This is a genomic window from Pseudomonas sp. (assembly GCF_049300855.1).
Taxonomy (GTDB): domain Bacteria; phylum Pseudomonadota; class Gammaproteobacteria; order Pseudomonadales; family Pseudomonadaceae; genus Aquipseudomonas.
Genome location: NZ_JBAQKH010000020.1, coordinates 1 through 19,350 on the forward strand (window position 1 = coordinate 1; position 19,350 = coordinate 19,350).

Here is a 19,350-nt window from a genome sequence, read left to right on the forward strand (position 1 = left end):
GCAAGCCAGCTCCCACAAGGTTCTGTGGCGTTCACAAAACCTGTGGGAGCTGGCTTGCCAGCGATGAGGCCCGCACAGACACCGCAAATTCCAGACAAAAACAAACCGGCCCTTGAGCCGGTTTATTTGTTTTCACGCCGCCTTTTCCAGCAGCGCCTGGCGCACCACCGCCGCCAATCGCTTCAATCCTTCATCCAGCCGGGCCGGATCGATGTGGCTGAAATTCAAGCGCAAATGCCCAAGGTTGTTATCCGGATCCGGAAAGAACGGCTCCCCCGGCATAAACGCCACATCATTGGCCAACGCCTCGTTAAGCAACGTTCGCGTATCCAGCGGCTGCTTCAACGTCAGCCAGAAAAACAGCCCGCCCTGCGGCATGTTCCACTCGGCCAGATCGGCAAAGTGGGTTTCCAGCGCCGTTTGAAAGGCATCGCGCCGCTGTCGATAGAAGCCGCGTAATTCACTCAAATGCTGCTGATATTTCTCGGTACCGATCCACTGCAACGCCTGCCACTGGCCGATGCGGTTGGTGTGCAGATCCGCCGATTGCTTGAGCTTGAGCAGGTGCGGGAACAGGTCCGGGCTGGCGATCAGGTAGCCGACGCGCAAACCCGGCAGCAAGGTTTTCGACACGGTGCCGGTGTAGATCCAGTTCGCCTTCTTCAGACGCCCGGCAATCGGTTTGGCGCTGCCGCCGTCGAACGTCAGTTCGCGGTAGGGTTCGTCTTCGATCAGGGTGACGCCGAATTCATCGAGCAATGCCGCCACCGCCGCGCGTTTGGCTTCGCTGTAGCGCACGGCTGACGGGTTCTGGAAGGTCGGGATCAAGTAGATGAACGCCGGACGATGCTGCTCCAGACGAATGCGCAATTGCGCCAGGTTCGGGCCGTCGGACTCTTGCGGCACGGTCAGGCAATCAGCGCCGAACAGCTGGAAGATTTGCAGCGCGGCGAGATAGGTCGGCGCCTCCAGGAGAATTTCCGTGCCCTTGTCGATGTACAGCTTGGCCGCCAGATCGAGGGTTTGCTGCGAACCGCTGACCACCAGCACCTGACTCGCCTCGCATTCAAGGCCAAGCGCCCTCGCCTCCGCCGCCAGCGCCTCACGCAATGCCGGTTCGCCTTCGCTCATGCCGTATTGGCCGAGCGCCAACGGCATGTCGGCCCATTCGACTTTCGGCAACATGGCTTCGGCGGGCAAGCCGCCAGCGAACGACATCACTTCCGGGCGCTGGGCAGCGGCGAGGATTTCACGGATCAAAGAACTTTTAAGGCGCGAGACACGTTCGGAAAAAGCCATGGCGGTCACCGGTAGCAAGGGTGGTTTAAAATGAGTCAAACTGGTTGACTGAAATTACGACAGCTTGAGCGAGTACGTCAACATGCTTGACCTTAAAAACCCCTCCAGTCAGCAGCAGGCGATGGAAGCGTTTTTCTTCGGCTATCAGGCGTTCACTGCCAAGGCTGATGAAATGCTTGAACGTCGCGGCCTGTCGCGGGTGCATCAGCGCATTGTGTTTTTCATCGCGCGCTATCCGAATTTGAGCGTGAAGGAACTGCTGGAATTGCTCGGGGTGAGCAAACAGGCGCTGAACATGCCATTGCGGCAGTTGCAGGAAATGCATCTGGTCGACAGCGTGGCGTCCGAGGCTGACAAGCGTAAGCGTCTGCTGGAACTGACGGCGGACGGCGCAAAGTTTGAACAGGCGTTGCGCCGTGAGCAGGTGAAATTGCTGGAGCGAGTGTTTGCCGAGGCTGGGGAGGCGGCGGTGAATGGCTGGTTGGCGGTGAATATGGCGTTGGGGAACAGTCAGATACATCTCGATTGATTGTTCGGGCCTCATCGCTGGCAAGCCAGCTCCCACAGGTTTTGTGTACGCCATGGATCAATGTGGGAGCTGGCTTGCCAGCGATGGGGCACGCAGAGGCGATATATCGCTATCGACGGAACTTTCGTAAACAAAACCAAAAACAATATTTGCTTTATTTGTACACAAAAGCATAATCCACAGCGTGCGAGTTCCTGACCGCATGGTCAACAAATTCGCGTTCGCCTCAAAGGGCCGCTGCCACCCCTCATGGGTCCGGCCCTGGAAATAACAATAAAACTCTTGAGGAGTACTCGCTGTGGAAAGCCGCAAATCCGAAGCATCGACGCTGGAACTCTCGCCGCCATTACGCAGTGGCTTGCTGGAACGTCTGTTTAAACTCAGCTTGCATGGCACCACGGTGAAGACCGAGCTGATTGCCGGTCTGACAACCTTCATCACCATGGCTTACATCATCTTCGTCAACCCGAACATCATGGCCGATGCCGGGATTGACCACGGTGCAGCCTTCGTCGCGACCTGTATCGCCGCTGCACTGGGCTGCCTGTTGATGGGCCTGTACGCCAACTGGCCGGTGGGTCTGGCGCCGGGCATGGGCCTCAACGCGTTCTTCACCTACACCGTGGTCGGCACCATGGGCTACAACTGGGAAACCGCGCTCGGTGCGGTGTTTGTCTCCGGTGTGTTGTTTATGATCCTGACCTTCTCGCGCATTCGTGAGTGGCTGCTCAACAGTATTCCGGTCAGCCTGCGCTTTGCGATGGGTGCCGGTGTCGGTCTGTTTCTCGGCCTGATCGGTCTGAAAACCGCGGGTATCGTCGTCGACAGCCCGGCGACCCTGATCAAACTCGGCTCCCTGCGCGAACCTGGTCCGCTGCTCGCGGCCATCTGCTTCCTGATGATCGCGATCCTCAGCTATCACAAAGTCTTCGGCGCGATCCTCATCAGCATCATCACCGTCACCCTCGCCGGTTGGGGTCTGGGCATCGTGCATTACGAAGGGATCATGTCGACCCCGCCGAGCCTGGCACCGACCTTCATGGCCATGAACGTTGCCGGCGTGTTCAACGTCAGCATGATCAGCGTGGTCCTGGCCTTCCTCTTTGTGCACATGTTCGACACCGCCGGCACCTTGATGGGCGTCGCCCAGCGCGCCAATCTGGTCAACGCTGACGGCCGTATCGAAAATCTTTCCCGCGCGATGAAAGCCGACAGTGCCTCCAGCGTATTCGGCGCCGTGGTCGGTGTCCCTCCAGTAACAAGCTATGTGGAAAGTGCTGCCGGCGTGGCCGCTGGTGGTCGGACTGGTCTTACCGCAGTGACCGTAGGTGTGCTATTTATAGCGGCGATGTTTTTCGCACCGCTGGCCGGCATGATTCCCGCTTACGCCACCGCCGGTGCGCTGATCTACGTAGCGATGCTGATGATGGGCGGCATGGCCCACATCGAGTGGGACGAAGCCACTGACGCGATCCCGGCCATCGTCACCGCGATCATGATGCCACTGACCTTTTCGGTCGCCGATGGCATCGCGCTGGGCTTCATTACCTACGTCGCGCTGAAGGCCGGCACCGGTAAATACAAAGAGATTTCCGTCAGCCTGTGGGTGCTCTGCGCGATCTTCATCGCCAAGTTCATCTTCTTGTAAGCGTCACGCGGTTCAAGCGTCAAAACAGCCTCACCCTCGCGGGTGGGGCTTTTGCACATTCTTGAGTACAACAAAAAAAGGAGGAAAGTGATGAGTCTGGAAACCTGGCTGCTGTTCAGCGGCGCGGCACTGGTGGTGATCCTTATTCCGGGGCCACTGTCATTGCTGATGATCAGCAACAGTCTGAACTACGGCCTGCGCCGTTCTTACCCGGCCTTTCTCGGTGGCGTCAGCGCGTCGATCTGCCTGCTCAGCGCCTCGGCCCTGGGGCTCGGTGCATTGCTGCTCGCGTCGGAAAAACTCTTTAGCGCTCTGAAAATCGTCGGCGCCCTGTACCTGTTCTACCTCGCCTGGCAGAGCTGGCAGCAATCGCGTCAGCCCGCGGTCGGCGCCGAAGTGCCGCAAGCAGCGCCGGTGCCACGCTTCCGTACGCTGTTCGGCCGCGCCTTCGTGCTGGGCGCGAGCAACCCGAAAGACATCCTGTTTTTTGCCGCTTTTCTGCCGCAGTTTATCAGCGCCGAACAGCCGTTCCTCCCGCAGCTGCTGGTGATGATCGCGACCTGGACGGTGCTCGATCTGCTCTGCAAGCTGGCCTATGGACTGGGCGCCCACGGTGCCGCGCGTTATCTGCGCAGCGGTAAAGGCCAGAGCTGGTTCAACCGGATCAGTGCCGGTTTGTTCGGTGGCGCAGGTGCGGCGTCTTTGCTCAGCAGCCACTGAGTCGTTTGCACAGTCGCACCTGAACTCGCAGGCACCGTTACGCGCAGCCTTGAGGTCCTCACGCCTCAAGGCGCCGTAACGTCTTGCATCGTTTGTCTTCGGCCCAAGGTATATATACCGCACGCGGCCTCGGTCTTTTACCGACCATCACTCCCTTGAAGCCCGAATCAGGCAACTGCGTTGTGGCCCCTCAGCCCCATCGAAGTTTCGCCTTGATCACCGGGTGCGTTTCAGATTCCTGAATCTGCAATTCATCGGAGCAAAACCATGGCAAAACCGCCGAAGAAAATTCCTGGCTCGCCGTCATCCGAGGTGCCGACGGCAAGCACTAGATCCTCACAAGATGACTTCCGACAAACCCTTGGCGACGTCGGACATCCGCTCTCGACGGGCACGGATCCATTAGCCGCCACCCCTTCAGCGGCTGCCTTGCCGCGAACCATCGAGCCAAATGTCAGCGTTATCGTCAGCCAAATGCCTGACTCGCATAACCCTTCTTCTGCACGCGATACCGTGACAGCGGCGGCTACGCAGGACACCTCGCTAAACACTCGGACGCCGGCTATCGACGAGGCCGTCAGCGACCGACCGGCACGTCCGGTTTTCATTGATGCCGAAGCGGCCAACCGGTTGAAAAGCACCGCCGTCACCCCGGAAGGTATCCGCTACGACAAGCACAAAAAGGCCTATGTCGAAATGGCAGATGGCATGGTCATGGTGCGCAAAGGTGCAGACGGCTACCAGCAAACCCACGCCCACGAATCGAGCCCCTCTGGCGCCTGGGTTGAACAGATTCCCGGCACTCAGCTGTGGCGTCAGCGCCCGCCGACCGACTCTGGCAAAAAACGCCCGGCAGTACAAAGAGATCCCCTGTCCGACGATTCGCCTGAAGTGATCGAGATCGTGAATAAACGGCCGCGTCTGGCACCTGATGACGATGCGACGGCCCCGGCAGAATCCCTGCTGGTAAACCTGCTGACCCAGCAGAATAGCGCGCTGGACTTGTCCGCCGGGCATTGGAAAAACTGGGGAAGAACCACCAGGCCTGCGCGTGGCGAGTCCATCGAGATCGACGCAAAACACTACCTGATCGTGCCTCAAGGCCTGCGCCCCGATACCGGCCTGGTCTATTTGCAGCACCCGGGATTTGCGCCCGACCACTTCGACGCCTTCGAACAAATGTTGCGCCATGAACCTGCACGGCAGCCGAAATGGGCATTGAAACGGGATGACCAATGGCGGGTGCTGGACAATCATTTACCGTTTGAAATGTCCCCGAGCCAATACGTGGCCAGCGCGTTCAGATATCTGTCGGACGTCTCTGCCCATGCCATCGCCCGCTCGGTGTTCAATCAGGTCAGGCGACCTGACACGCTCGACGCTCACGGCCTCTCGCTGATGGCGCTGATATTTCGTAACTGGAAAGACCGGCTCATCGGCGGGATTCCCCGGCACAGTCTCGCCGACCCGCTGGTGATGTTGCCCAAACTGCCGACACAACCCGACAACCTGCTAGACGGCGGGCTGCTACCGCTGCCCCCACGCGGCTCGCCAACCTTGCAACGTCTGGACTTCGATCCACAGCGCTTTCCGGTCGAATGGGCGCCCTATGCCGCGACACCGACCGGTGCCAGCCTGCGTAATATGTTTACCGCCGTCCTGTTCCATGAGGGTTATCGCATTCACCCGGTGACACGGCAGCACCAGGAAGGCGCATTGATCTTTCACCGGCCAGGCGTTGCCGCGATATTCGTCTTGAAACTCCCACGCATCAGCGGTGACAGCGTACCGCGCAACACCCTCCCCGGCTCAGAACTCACCCGCGCAGACTTCCAGAACAGACTCACGGCGTCTGGGAAAAAAACACTCAACAACGCGCTGGCGAAAAACCAAGTGATCTATCTGGTCGGTGGCGTACAACAGTCGGCCACAGAAACTCCGACGCTGTTCATGGTTCGAGAAGGATGAACGCCGTGATGGGCATCACCTCGAAACCGCCCCGCACGGGGCCTGGAACCTTGCCGGAGACTACCCATGGCTAAACCACCCAAGACCACACAATTCACCACCTCACCGGAGACCACGCCGAACAGTCCGAAGCTTTCGCCGGATGAGGTGGCCGTCAATCGTACGCACACGGGAAGCCCCGACCCGGTACTGACGTTCAATCACCCCACCGAGACGGTCGCGACGCCAGCGCAACAAGGCGCAATCGTTGCGTCGCCCTCGGTGACCGTCAGCCACATGCCTGACACCATCAGTGCGATGCTGCACACCTATCTGAAGGCGATCACCTGGCCCGACGAACGCCTGCATCTTTTGACCGCACAAGACCCAGACACTGGATTGTTCACCAGCCCTCAGGGCGATACCTACGCGCACATCAGCGGCGAAGGTTATTTTCAGGTTGAACGCCAGCACGATGGCGGTTATCGGATCTACTGGCCGGCCGCGCTCGGTGAGCCGGGCCCGCTGTTGACGCGGACCGAGGGTCAACCCCACTGGCGCACCGTCGGTCCAGGCCCGGCAGAAAAAGCGGCGGACGCTGGCCATCCGTTGGCGGCGGCCCTGCCCGCATTGCCGCCGCCCCTGCTGGAAACCCAGGCCCGCTGGCTGACCGCTGCGCGCGACTCCAGTGAAGGCTTTCGCTTCGACTCACTCGGCGCCGTATACATCGACATGCAAGACGGTGCGACCTATCAGGTGCGCAAACGTCCAGACGGTCGTTACCAACTGAGCTCCAGCCGTCAACGAAATCTGCCCGTGACAGTGGTCGAGCAGGTTCCAGGCAATACCCTGTGGCGCATCGCGCAGCCCGCCCCCAAGCGCCTGTCTGACGTCTCGCAGCGCCAGCCGCAGGCGGGCGAACCGCCCGAAGCCACACCCGGCCCGAGCAAACGTGCCCGCCTGGCAGAGGATCACAAACCGCATGGCGCAGAGACCACAATCGGCGAATGGGTGAACTGGGGAACGACCACCCGGCCGACGTCGGGCGACTCAATAGCAATGGGGGGACGTCATTACCTCATCGTGCCTCAAACCGTCAGTGCCGATACCCACCTTGTTCATCTGCAAAATCCGCTGTTCAAGCCGAATGGATTCGACGGCTTTGAGCAGATGCTGGACAACATCCCCGCCCTGCAACCGAAGTGGGTGGTCAAAGTCGATGACACATGGACCGTGATGGAACAGCGCCCGTTTGAAATCCCGCTGACCCGCTACGTCGCCCGGTTCTACCAGTTGTTGACGGAGCAATCCTCCAGCGCGATCGCCAGAGCGGTATTCAACCGCGCAAACGCCGGCAGCGATATCAATGGCGATGGCCTGCGCGTCCTGTTCGATACGTTCTATCACTGGGAAAACCGCAGCACTTCGCAAGCCCCTGCACGCGACTTGGCCGATCCGTTGATGATGCTTCCAGTCCTGCCGACGCACGCTGACGGCGCTTCATCTGCACGCCTGCTTGCCCTTCCCTCACCCGATGACCCAATGCTGCGGCGGATCGACTTCGATACCCGCCGTTTCAATCAACAGTGGAGCGCCGCGCTGAATACACCGGGCGTCAGCCTGCGCAGCGTGTTCAGCAACCTTCTGGAACACAACGGTTATACCGTCGACCGCACCAGCCGCCTGTTCAGCGAAGACACGTTGCTGTTCGAACGCAAAGGCCTGGATTGCGTCTTCCTCCTGCGAATTCGCCCCGCCAGTGCCGATGGCACCGTGCTTCGTCCCCTCGATGCCCATACCGAGTCCGCTATCCCGGCCTTGCGTGCCGAGATCGAGAAATCGACGTGGAAACACATGCTCGAGCCCGGGAAGGTCATCTTTTTACTGGGCGGCACTCAGAAACTCGCGGCCGAACACGTCCTGCTCTTCATCGTGAGAGAAGGCTGAACAGTCGGCGCGAAATGTCGATCCAGACTGCGGCCAGTCTCTGGCCCGGTCTTCAGCACTGCATCGCGCAGTACCGACCCGATTACTTTCAATTATCGAGCATCTATCAATGGCCAAACCACCGAAGACGGTGTCCGGCGTAACATCGCCCGACACCTCCCCCAGCAGCAGAACCCCGACACCGAGCGCACCTGAAAGGCATCTGTTGAATGTCGAGCACTTTGCCCCTGGATTGATCGACGATCCGCAAACATCTCCCCCTTCTGCGCAAGGTGCGCCAGGCGCCAGCGCACACCCGTCCTCTGTGCTGGTCAGCGAAATTCCGGGTGCCCGTCCGCTGACCGTGATGAGCATTGCGCACGCCCTGACCTGGCCTGCCGACCGCGTGCACCTGTTACAACCCTACGGCCTGGACGGTGACCTGTTTACCAGCCCGGATGGCCAGTTGTATGCCCATGTCGAAGGTGAAGGTCATATTCTCGTTGAGCGCCAGAACGATGGCCGCTATCAGATACCCTTCGGTTTTTCACCGCAGTTGCCCGGTCCTTTTCTGAGCAAATCGGAGCGTCAGCCGACCTGGAAAATCGAACGGCCGGCGTGGCTGACTCAAGGTCTGGTGAGCGACCCGCTACACACTGCAGTGGGTGATCCGCCGCGACCGGAAGCGCCCACGTACCTCGCCCCGGCGGATGCCGCACGGCTCACCCCGGCGGCCGCGACGCCGGACGGCATCCGCTACGACAAACACCGCAAAACGTATGTGGATACGGCGGAGGGAACCGTCATGGTGCGAAAAAATGCCGCCGGGGAATATCAGCAAGCGTTCGCGGCGGCGAGTAACTCGCCGGATGTTTATTTTGAGCCGATTGCGCACAGCAGACTCTGGCGCCATAAAACCCGGGAGCCCCTTCCCCTGCAAGAAGCTGCGCAGCAAGACAGGCGTCGCCCGGCAAGCGAAATCGACGAACCCACGCCAGGCCCAAGTAAACGAACTCGTCTGGAAGACGATGCCAGCGATAGCCACTCGTTGACCGAAAGCCTGCTTTCAGCCAACCCGCAGGCCCTTAACCTGTCGTTCGGGATGTGGCGAAACTGGGGCAAAACGCTGCGACCGTCACTGGGCCAACACATCAAGATAGACGGCCTGCATTACCGGATTGTGCCGCAGACGCTGAAAGACAATTCCCGGCTGGTCTATTTACAACATCCATTGTTTTCACCGGCCTTGTATGACGCCTTCGAATTCATGCTCAGGGACAATCCGTCATTGCAGCCGAAATGGGCGGTGAAAAAAGATAATCGATGGATCGTGCTGGAGTGGCGCGTTCCTTTCGAAATGCCCATCACGCAATACATTTCAAGAACCTTCAGATACCTGTCAGACCAATCGGTCAATTCACTGGCCAGAGCCATGTTCAATCATGCCAACAGGTCGCAGGTCATCAATGCGCATGGTCTGGCGATCATCAACCAGACTTTCCGTTACTGGCTGGACAGGAATGTCCGGTGGACACCGCGCAGTGACACGGCCGACCCGTTGTTGATGCTGCGCAGCCTCGCCGACGAACAAGGCCTCGGCCATGGCGCTTCAGTTGCCATTCCCGCGATGCTGGGCGAAGGTCTGCAGCGGCTTGATCTGGATCCCGGGCGTTTCCCTCACCACTGGAATGACTATGCCACCGCGCCGACGCCTGATGCGTTGCGAACGCTGTTCAGCAAAGTGCTGGTCGACGATGGTTATGCGGTGATTGCCGCACTGCATCCGTTTGCCAGCGACGCGCTGCTGTTTCACCGCGAAACACTCGATGCGCTGTTCATACTGAAACTTCCGGCGCTCGTTGACGGCAGACTGACGCGCCCCACAGTACCGACTCCCGCAGTGGGTGACTTGTTGTTGCAACTGCGGTCCAGCGCACAACAGCCAACATTGCCGCGTGCCAGAGAGACCAACACCATCATTAACTTGCTGGGTGGCGTTCAAACGGATGCACTGGGGCAACCGACGCTATTTATTATCAAGGAACATTGAATACAACCGCCGGGCTTCGACATTAATAAACAATTAGTAATGCTTAACTTGCTGTCATACAAATAACAATTCCGCGCCTGTGCAACGGTGCACAATCACCCGCTGTCGAGGACGATAACAATGCTGGCTGCGACAGTATAGTTTTCCGCTGCAGCGGGCCTGTGACAACTTTTAAAACTGGCAACGTTACCCACAATCAGAAACACCTACGGCAAGCAGCAAAGCTTATCGAACAAGGAAGTTCAAATGTCAAAGTTAATAGCTGTTGAAAAAACTTTCCCCCAGAGTGAATTCATCGAAGTATCCGATATCGGTGTTCATGCCAATGAACACACCGCTTCGACGCTCGACTTCGAAGCGGCAACCGTCGATGAAAGCGCAACCACCCTGGCCGCTGAAGGCAAACGCAAACCCGGCCAGCTCAGGCTGCTCGACGAACTCTACGGCCCCATGAAAATCGGCCCGTACACCGTGACGCGCCGCGCCCTCGATGCGTTGGGCGCAACAATTGATGGCCAACCGTTGACCGGCCATAACACCCACTTTCGGACACCCAGCCGAGCCTTCGTCAACGCCCTGCAATTCAGTTATCCCGAGATCGAGAGGCGCATGAAAGTTTCCTCGTTAGGGGATGACTACTTACTGCCCTCGCTGTTGTTCGAGATGGCCAGCCTGCGTCCACCCACGGCCCCGCCGGTGGTCAGGGAAGTCGCCAGCGTGACCGTCGAGCAAAGCGGATACGCGAAAAAACTCTCGCGTCTGCTCAACTCCGCCCAACAGCTTGACCTGCGTCCGGCCTATCAAAAAAATACCAGCAGCCCTGGCTGGATCATTATCAAAAACCATTCCATGGTCGGTGCAAGTGTCGGTATCCAGGCCTTTGGAATATTCATGGGCATTCGCGGTATCTACGATGCGGTGAAAAAGAACGACAAGGATGAAATCATCTTTAACAGCATCGGGATCGGCACCGAGGTGGCTTCGATTGTCACCGACGTCGCCGTCACCAAGGTCGGCCAGCGCATGATCGAGGCCGGTAGTGGCGCCTTGAAGGATTTCAACAAGACCCGCTACGGCATCAGGCTGGGGCGCTCCGGCGGATTAATCGGTGGGGCTCTGACATTGCCGTTCGACATCTACAGTGCCGTCAGAGAATTCAACGCCGCTGGCAACAAGATGGGCAAAGAGGCAATGGATCACTACGTCAGCGGCGGCTTGAACATCGCGAGTGCCGCCATGACCGTGATTCTGGGGAGCGCAGCCATGGCCGGTTTCTCCTTTGCCGGCCCGGTCGGCCTGGCTGCGGGCGCGCTGATGGCGATCGGCTCGCAGGTCTACGGCGCAGTGCGCATGGTCGATGAGATCGACGACTACATTGAGCTGACCGTTGAAGAACGCTGGCGCACCGGTTGGTTTTCGTTTGTGCCGTTGATTGACATCGATCAAGACGTCAAGCACCGCTATGAACTGGCCAAAGCGAAAATCGAGACCGCCAGACGACTGAAGACAACGGCCAGAAAACTGCTCGACGAGACCCAGAAGGACAACGTTGAGGCCGTCGTGCACGGGAACTACATCGACCGCCTGAAGAAACGACGTGAACCGGTAAAACACTGGTGGGGCCTGGAATCCCAACCGATCGTCTATGTGCCTGAGGTCGTGGGACTTGACGATACGATTGATGCGCGAGACGGCGTCACGGCGCAAACACCCGGTGCCGTACTGGGAACGCCGGGGGAAAACAAGGGCATTCTGTGGCTGCTCGGTGACGGCAAGGACACGGTCACTGGCGTCGAGAAAAAGCCTAATACCTTTTATTACGGAGAAGGCATAAAGAACCTGACCGGGGGTGATCACGATGACACGTTCGTTGCGCAAAATGCCGCGGACGGGCTCTACGCCTATGTCGAAAATGCAGAATTCTCACGACTGAAGGGCGGTGCAGGCAGCGATACCTTGATGCTGGAAGGCAAGCAATCACACTCGGCGACGGGCCGCGGCTATGACATTGATCTTGCCGCGGGCACGCTGCAAGTCTACTCGCTGCACCCGGATCCGTTGGTTGACGATGGCGAGAGTTATGCGTTCAAGACACTGCTCGAAAGTATTGAAAATGTTCAGACGCTCAAAGACGGTAAAAGTGTTGTTACGGGTACAGATCAACCCAACAGGATCACTTCGATGGGCGCCGACACCATCCATGCCGGCAGCGGTGACGACAAGATTTATTTGTTCAACAACAATGCAACGGCATTCGGTGAGTCTGGAGCAGATTCTTATTACGTCGCGTTGACCGCCGGCTCTGTACTCATTTGCGAAGACGGCGTTGACGAAAGCTATATATCGCTGGGCTGGAGAATGGATCAGATTGAGAGCTGGACGGTGAGCATGTATCGCCTTCAGATAAAACTGAAGTTCGATTTCCATTATGGCCGTAGAAGCATCGTCACCATCGACAAAGTGTATGAAAAATCCGCTGAACACCGTCAGTTGATCAATAACAAACTGACGATCATCACCAAGGACGGCTATCACTTGAAGGCCGACTTGCCTGAACGCATTGAACATTACGACCCACTTGAAGTGAACGCAGAGATCATCAAGCCTGGACACCCTGAAGACACCATCATCGTCCACGAAAAAGTGTGCAAAATCCCTACTGGCAAAACCACAAACCATTACATCCAGCGAGTCCACCCGCACACTCAATTGATCACTGAACGCCATCCCGATCCTGTCCACGGTACGCGTCTGTTTCTAGACTACGACTTTTCCGAATTGACCAGCGCGCATGCCGCCTTCGCGACGACACCAGCGGTGAAAATGAACGCAGCGGCGGACAAAGACAAGGTCAATGTGTCCTGCGACTTCCTGTTTTACTTCGGCAAGAAACTGTTGCAGATCGTCGGGGTGGGCCAATATGCAGAAACAACCCTGGATGAGGCCCTGAAAAAACTGGCCGCGAATATCTCCATGCACGGTTACATGCTGGTCTTCCGTGATGGAATCTCCCACACACTCATCCTGGAAAAGGAATACGCCCTGCCTCCGGCGCACTATAAACACAGCGTCATCGCCAATACTCTGACCAGCCACGCCTTTCGTTTCCCGATTCGCACGTTCACCAATGCAGTTTATGAATTACCTGAGGAAAATGTCGCACTGGACAGCCTTTCCTCTTGCTCCAAAGTGCCTTCTATCGCACAGACCAGAATCGCTGACTTTAAAGGTGTGGGCGCTACTTATCTGGTGCATTTACTCGAGAACAGGGTCTTGCGGATCTCGACACCCGGTGGCCTGGCCACGGCGAGCAGCCGATTGGATAACTCGTCCACCTGGGAACTCGACGCCCGACAGCTGGGAGAATTCAAACTCGAACTGGTGGAGAATCAACTGCGCATCGGCACGGTCACCGTTCATTTACCCGAGTACGGGGCCGAGGACCTGATCGACCAGATTTTTGTCATTGGGCCAAGAGGCGTGGTGCACACCGTGGATCTTTCTTTCGACACCATTTATGTCAGCGGCCTTGACGCCCGCTACTTCGAGCCACCCAGCGCCGAGGATACGGACTTGCCCGAGGCATTTTCTGCCGTTGCGCAAAGTGAGCTCGACGTGCGCTACATCGCAATGAGCGACGGTACCCGAGGAAGGCTGAAATACAGCCTGCCGAACCGCAAGTGGATCCTGGACAGTAACAAGTCGCGCGCGATAGACATGGCTCAACTGACAGTCTATGGCCGTTGCGAGCACGATCCTCTGCTTCCGCCAAAGCCTGAGCTGCCGGACAATTAACCGTCGGCCAATACGCGTCGCGGCAAAAAAAAAGCCCGCAGTGTGAGCGGGCGAAAGACCAAAGAAGCTATATGCGCAGTCGCTTCCCGGTGGGGGCAGCTGCTTGGGGGTCAGCTGCCCCGGTACGTGGAATAGCTGTAAGGCGAAATCAGCAATGGCACGTGGTAGTGATCCTGCTCGGCAGAGATGCCGAAGCGCAGCACAACCACGTCCAGGAATGCCGGTTCCGGCAACTGCACGCCACGGGCGCGGTAGTAATCACCCGCGTGGAACTGAACCTGATAAACGCCGGTGCGATAATCATCGCCTTGCAGCAGCGGTGCATCGACCCGGCCATCGCTGTTGGTAATCGCACTGGCGACCAATTCCAGGTGCGAACCTTCAACGCGGTACAGCTCGACCTTGATCGAACTGCCCGGGCAACCGTGTGCAGCGTCCAAAACGTGTGTTGTCAAACGTCCCATTGATTCTGCGCGCCTGCCTGCATGGAGCAGTCAGACTTCGCGCCTCCCGAAGTCAGTTGAAAAGGAGACCGCACCGATTCGGAGCACGAAAAGTTGCGGCGAGCGACTGATTAAGACACTTTTCAAAAAAATTGTACACAATAAAAACGACATTTTTCAGCTCACCCCCGCCATTCGGCACTTTAGCCCCGATCTGCCAGCCAAGCGCCTGTGCATTGAACCTCCTATCCATTAGCTGACTGGTCAGGCAGGTTTCTTGCAGGCTCACGCCATTAACAGTAAAAGATGACAGTCGGTGAAAAATGCGAAAATTCAGGCTTACAAATTGCGAATAAAGTTGTATACAATCAGCCCATCGCTGTGACGCCAGCCTGCCAGGCCGCCACACCCATCTGTCAACGAATAAGAAGGAAGACTGCAGTGAGCGCTGACTACCCACGCGACCTGATCGGTTACGGCAGTAACCCTCCTCACCCACACTGGCCGGGCAATGCCCGCATCGCCCTGTCGTTCGTACTCAATTACGAAGAAGGCGGCGAGCGCAACATTTTGCACGGCGACAAAGAATCCGAAGCCTTCCTGTCCGAAATGGTTGCCGCTCAGCCGCTGCAAGGCGCGCGCAACATGAGCATGGAATCGCTTTACGAGTATGGCAGCCGTGCCGGCGTCTGGCGGATCCTGAAACTGTTCAAGGAGTTCGACATTCCGCTGACCATCTTCGCCGTTGCGATGGCCGCTCAGCGCCACCCGGACGTGATCCGCGCGATGGTCGATGCCGGCCACGAAATCTGCAGCCACGGCTACCGCTGGATCGACTATCAGTACATGGACGAAGCGCAGGAACGCGAGCACATGCTCGAAGCGATCCGCATCCTCACCGAAATCACCGGCGAGCGTCCACTGGGCTGGTACACCGGCCGCACTGGCCCGAACACCCGCCGCCTGGTCATGGAAGAAGGTGGTTTCCTCTACGACTGCGACACCTACGACGACGACCTGCCCTACTGGGAACCGAACAACCCGACCGGCAAGCCGCATCTGGTGATCCCGTACACCCTCGACACCAACGACATGCGCTTCACGCAAGTGCAGGGTTTCAACAAGGGTGACGACTTTTTCGAATACCTCAAAGACGCGTTCGACGTGCTCTACGCCGAAGGCGCTGAAGCACCGAAGATGCTCTCGATCGGTCTGCACTGCCGCCTGATCGGCCGTCCGGGTCGCATCGCTTCGCTCAAACGCTTTATCGAATACGCCAAAAGTCATGAACAAGTGTGGTTCAGCCGTCGCGTCGACATCGCGCGTCACTGGCATGAAACCCAGCCGTACCAAGGGGCCGCCAAATGAGCCGCTTTCAAACCCTGCAACCGTCGACCCTGAGCCGCGACGCTTTCGTCAAAGCTTTCGCCGACATCTACGAACATTCGCCATGGGTGGCCGAGAAGGCTTACGACCTGGGCGTGGACGCTTCGATCGACGAGATCGAAACCCTGCACCAGCGCATGAGCGACATCCTGTTGAGCGCCGATCACGCCAGTCAACTGGCACTGATCAACGCTCACCCGGACCTGGCCGGCAAAGCGGCCGTCCAGGGCCAACTGACCGAAGCCAGCACCAATGAACAAGCTGGCGCCGGTATTCACCAATGCACGGCCGAAGAGTTCCAGCGCTTCACCGAGCTGAACGACGCCTACAAAGCCAAGTTCAAGTTTCCCTTCATCATGGCGGTAAAAGGCAGCAACCGGCATCAGATCCTCGCGGCGTTCGAAACGCGCATTCACAATTCGCAAGACACCGAATTCAAATGCGCGCTGGCGGAGATCAACAAGATCGCCCTGTTCCGTTTACTGACTCTTTAGCAAGCCTGGCCCGAGCATGTCAGACGCGGAGAATGCCCAGGGCCTCGCAAGCATCCCCAGCCACTTATTTAAAGGCAGACAAGAAGAATGAAAGCTTACGCCGTACCTTTCGAAAAATTCGTCAACCTGGCCGATGCCCGTCTGGGCACCAAAATCATCTCGGTCACCGATGACTGGTTCGCAGACGCCAATCGTCTGTTCCAACCGACCCCGGCCGTATGGAAGGAGGGCGTGTTCGATGACAACGGCAAGTGGATGGACGGCTGGGAATCGCGCCGCAAGCGCTTCGAAGGCTTCGACAGCGCAGTGATCCGTCTGGGCGTACCGGGTTCGATCAAAGGCGTGGACATCGACACTTCATTCTTCACCGGCAACTTCCCGCCATCGGCCTCTCTGGAAGCGTGCTTCCTGGCGTCGGGCGAGCCTGACGAAAACACCCAGTGGACTGAAGTACTGTCGGCCGTAGAGCTGCAGGGCAACAGCCACCACTACCACGAAATCAGCAACGACCAAGCGTTCAGCCACCTGCGCTTCAACATCTACCCGGACGGCGGTGTGGCCCGTCTGCGCGTGTACGGTGTGCCGCATCGCGACTGGTCGGCGGTTGGCGACAACGAGCAAGTCGATCTGGCTGCAGCCCTGAACGGTGGCCGCGCCCTCGCCTGCTCCGACGAACACTTCGGCCGCATGAGCAACATCCTCAACCCGGGCCGTGGCATCAACATGGGCGATGGCTGGGAAACCGCACGTCGTCGCACGCCGGGCAATGACTGGGTGATCGTCGCGCTGGGTCATCCGGGCGAGATCGAGAAGATCGTCGTCGACACCCTGCACTTCAAAGGCAACTACCCGGACACCTGCTCGATCCAGGGCGCGTTCGTGAAAGGCGGTACTGACAGCCAGATCGAAACCCAGTCGCTGTTCTGGCGCGATCTGCTGCCAAGCCAGAAGCTGGAAATGCACGCCGAACACACCTTCGTCGAGCAGATCAAGGCACTGGGCCCGATCACCCACATCCGCCTGAACGTGTTCCCGGATGGTGGTGTGAGCCGCCTGCGTGTATTGGGCAAGGTCGCTAAATAACACCGCAATGATCGTTCCCACGCTCTGCGTGGGAATGCATCACTGGACGCTCTGCGTCCGCTTTGGATGTGACGCGGAGCGTCACGGGTTGCATTCCCACGCGGAGCGTGGGAACGATCACTCAACACAGAATTCGGATAAGAAGAACAGCATGCGCACACTAACGATTGAACCGCTGAGCAAAGAAGCCTTCGCCCCTTTCGGTGACGTGATCGAAACCGACGGCAGCGATCACTTCATGATCAACAACGGTTCGACCATGCGCTTCCATAAACTGGCGACGGTCGAAACCGCTCAGCCTGAGGACAACGCGATCATCAGCATCTTCCGCGCCGACGCGCAGGACATGCCGCTGACCGTTTGCATGCTGGAACGCCATCCGCTGGGCAGCCAGGCTTTCATTCCGCTGCTCGGCAACCCCTTTCTGATCGTGGTCGCGCCCGTTGGCGATGAACCTGTATCAGGCTTGGTCCGCGCCTTCGTCACCAACGGCAGGCAGGGCATTAATTACCATCGCGGCGTTTGGCACCATCCGGTGCTGACGATCGAAAAGCGGGATGACTTCCTGGTGGTTGATCGCAGTGGCACAGGCAATAACTGCGATGAGCATTTTTTCAAAGAGGATGAGCGTTTGATCCTCGCCCCCCACCAATAAGAGAAGGTCTGATCACTCGACAACAAGAGTGACAGGCGAGAGGTAAAGACTGTGGAAGCACATCTGTTGGAATGGCTGAACCTGAGCATCCGCTGGGTTCACATGATTACTGGCGTGGCCTGGATCGGCGCGTCGTTCTACTTCGTCTGGCTGGAGAACAACCTCAACCGCGTCAACCCGAAAACCGGCCTGGCCGGTGACCTGTGGGCGATCCACGGTGGCGGTATCTATCACCTGGAAAAATACAAACTGGCCCCGCCGGCGATGCCGGAGAACCTGCACTGGTTCAAATGGGAAGCCTACTTCACCTGGATGTCGGGTATCGCGCTGCTGTGCGTGGTGTTCTACTCCAACCCAACGCTCTACCTGCTGGCCCCCGGCAGCACACTGAGCGGCCCTGAAGGCGTGGCCATCGGTATCGGCTCGCTGTTCCTCGGCTGGTTCATCTACTCCTTCCTGTGCGACTCGGCCTTGGGCAAACGCCCTGCTCTGCTGGGCTTCATTCTGTTCGTGCTGATCATTGGCGCGGCGTATGGCTTCAGCAAAGTGTTCAGCGGTCGTGGTGCGTACCTGCACGTCGGCGCGATCATCGGCACCATCATGGTCGGTAACGTGTTCCGCATCATCATGCCGGCGCAACGCGCACTGGTGGCGGCGATTGCCGAGAACCGTACGCCGGACCCGGCGCTGCCGGCCAAAGGCCTGCTGCGTTCACGTCACAACAACTACTTCACCCTGCCGGTGCTGTTCATCATGATCAGCAACCACTTCCCGAGCACCTATGGCAGCCAGTACAACTGGTTGATCCTGGCCGGGATCGCGGTGTTGGCGGTGTTGGTGCGTCACTACTTCAACACCCGTCACGACAGCCACAAGTTTGCCTGGACCCTGCCAGTGGCAGCGGTGGGCATGATCACCCTGGCGTACGTCACCGGTCCTGCACCGATGTCGACCGCGCCGGAAGTGGCCAAGACGCCAGCCAAAATCGAGTACCAACCGCTGCCGGAGACGGCACTGGGCGGTGGCGCGAAACCGGCTGACGCGGCGGCACCGGCAGCTCCTGCAGCGGCACCTGCCGCAGCACCGGCGCAAGCCGCCAATGCAGGTCCTGGCTTTGACAAAGTGCACAGCGTGATTCAAGAACGCTGCGCGGTTTGCCACTCGGCCAAACCGACCAGCCCGTTGTTCAGCGCAGCGCCAGCGGGTGTGATGTTCGACACCCCCGAGCAGATCCGCCAGAACGCGGCACGCATCCAGGCGCAAGCCATCACCTCGCAGATCATGCCACTGGGCAACATCACGCAGATGACCCAGCAGGAACGTGACCTGATCGGTGCATGGATCGCCCAGGGAGCACAGACCAACTAAGCAGTAA

Annotated in this window: 15 protein-coding genes; 12 read left to right on the top strand and 3 right to left on the bottom strand. The window is 58.4% G+C overall.

Going from position 1 to position 19,350, the window contains the following annotated elements:
• Window positions 1–132 precede the first annotated feature (132 nt).
• A complete protein-coding gene (locus WA225_RS07500; protein ID WP_422607454.1) occupies window positions 133–1,299 on the bottom strand; it encodes a PLP-dependent aminotransferase family protein in 1,167 nt (388 codons plus the stop codon).
• An 82-nt stretch (window positions 1,300–1,381) separates the two neighbouring features.
• On the opposite strand from WA225_RS07500, the gene WA225_RS07505 reads away from it, so the two are divergent.
• The 7 genes from WA225_RS07505 to WA225_RS07535 all read left to right on the top strand — a co-directional run bounded on the left by WA225_RS07505 (window position 1,382) and on the right by WA225_RS07535 (window position 13,914).
• Complete coding sequence (locus WA225_RS07505) at window positions 1,382–1,828, top strand: MarR family winged helix-turn-helix transcriptional regulator (protein WP_422607455.1); 447 nt, start codon at window positions 1,382–1,384, stop codon at window positions 1,826–1,828.
• Window positions 1,829–2,126: 298 nt separating this feature from the next.
• Complete coding sequence (locus tag WA225_RS07510) at window positions 2,127–3,476, top strand: NCS2 family permease (protein WP_064118632.1); 1,350 nt, start codon at window positions 2,127–2,129, stop codon at window positions 3,474–3,476.
• Window positions 3,477–3,566: 90 nt separating this feature from the next.
• On the top strand, window positions 3,567–4,196 hold the full coding sequence (locus tag WA225_RS07515; protein ID WP_422607456.1) for a LysE family translocator: 630 nt from the start codon (window positions 3,567–3,569) through the stop codon (window positions 4,194–4,196).
• 267 nt (window positions 4,197–4,463) lie between these two features.
• Entirely contained in the window at window positions 4,464–6,164 is a 1,701-nt protein-coding gene (locus WA225_RS07520; RefSeq protein WP_422607457.1) for a hypothetical protein, read from the top strand.
• Window positions 6,165–6,230: 66 nt separating this feature from the next.
• The gene (locus tag WA225_RS07525; RefSeq protein ID WP_422607458.1) at window positions 6,231–8,090 is read left to right on the top strand and encodes a hypothetical protein; all 1,860 of its coding nucleotides are present in this window, start codon (window positions 6,231–6,233) and stop codon (window positions 8,088–8,090) included.
• 109 nt (window positions 8,091–8,199) lie between these two features.
• Window positions 8,200–10,119, top strand: a complete 1,920-nt coding sequence (locus WA225_RS07530; protein WP_422607459.1) for a hypothetical protein — start codon at window positions 8,200–8,202, stop codon at window positions 10,117–10,119.
• A gap of 246 nt (window positions 10,120–10,365) precedes the next feature.
• Window positions 10,366–13,914: a calcium-binding protein gene (locus tag WA225_RS07535; RefSeq protein WP_422607460.1), complete on the top strand. Its 3,549-nt coding sequence runs from the start codon at window positions 10,366–10,368 to the stop codon at window positions 13,912–13,914.
• A 110-nt stretch (window positions 13,915–14,024) separates the two neighbouring features.
• Here WA225_RS07535 and uraH read toward each other — a convergent pair whose 3' ends face one another.
• Both uraH and WA225_RS07545 read right to left on the bottom strand, forming a co-directional pair.
• On the bottom strand, window positions 14,025–14,378 hold the full coding sequence (gene uraH, locus WA225_RS07540; RefSeq protein ID WP_003223171.1) for a hydroxyisourate hydrolase: 354 nt from the start codon (window positions 14,376–14,378) through the stop codon (window positions 14,025–14,027).
• 52 nt (window positions 14,379–14,430) lie between these two features.
• Entirely contained in the window at window positions 14,431–14,646 is a 216-nt protein-coding gene (locus WA225_RS07545) for a hypothetical protein (protein ID WP_422607461.1), read from the bottom strand.
• A 152-nt stretch (window positions 14,647–14,798) separates the two neighbouring features.
• Between WA225_RS07545 and puuE the strand changes: the two genes are divergently transcribed.
• The 5 genes from puuE to WA225_RS07570 all read left to right on the top strand — a co-directional run bounded on the left by puuE (window position 14,799) and on the right by WA225_RS07570 (window position 19,343).
• Window positions 14,799–15,725: an allantoinase PuuE gene (gene puuE / locus WA225_RS07550; RefSeq protein ID WP_034151757.1), complete on the top strand. Its 927-nt coding sequence runs from the start codon at window positions 14,799–14,801 to the stop codon at window positions 15,723–15,725.
• Complete coding sequence (gene uraD / locus WA225_RS07555; RefSeq protein WP_008080897.1) at window positions 15,722–16,237, top strand: 2-oxo-4-hydroxy-4-carboxy-5-ureidoimidazoline decarboxylase; 516 nt, start codon at window positions 15,722–15,724, stop codon at window positions 16,235–16,237. The genes puuE and uraD overlap by 4 nt, the downstream gene beginning before the upstream one ends.
• Before the next feature lie 87 nt (window positions 16,238–16,324).
• On the top strand, window positions 16,325–17,320 hold the full coding sequence (alc, locus tag WA225_RS07560; protein ID WP_008080896.1) for an allantoicase: 996 nt from the start codon (window positions 16,325–16,327) through the stop codon (window positions 17,318–17,320).
• A 151-nt stretch (window positions 17,321–17,471) separates the two neighbouring features.
• The gene (locus WA225_RS07565; RefSeq protein ID WP_034151759.1) at window positions 17,472–17,975 is read left to right on the top strand and encodes an ureidoglycolate lyase; all 504 of its coding nucleotides are present in this window, start codon (window positions 17,472–17,474) and stop codon (window positions 17,973–17,975) included.
• 51 nt (window positions 17,976–18,026) lie between these two features.
• Window positions 18,027–19,343: a urate hydroxylase PuuD gene (locus WA225_RS07570; RefSeq protein ID WP_422607462.1), complete on the top strand. Its 1,317-nt coding sequence runs from the start codon at window positions 18,027–18,029 to the stop codon at window positions 19,341–19,343.
• The last annotated feature ends 7 nt before the right edge of the window (window positions 19,344–19,350 follow it).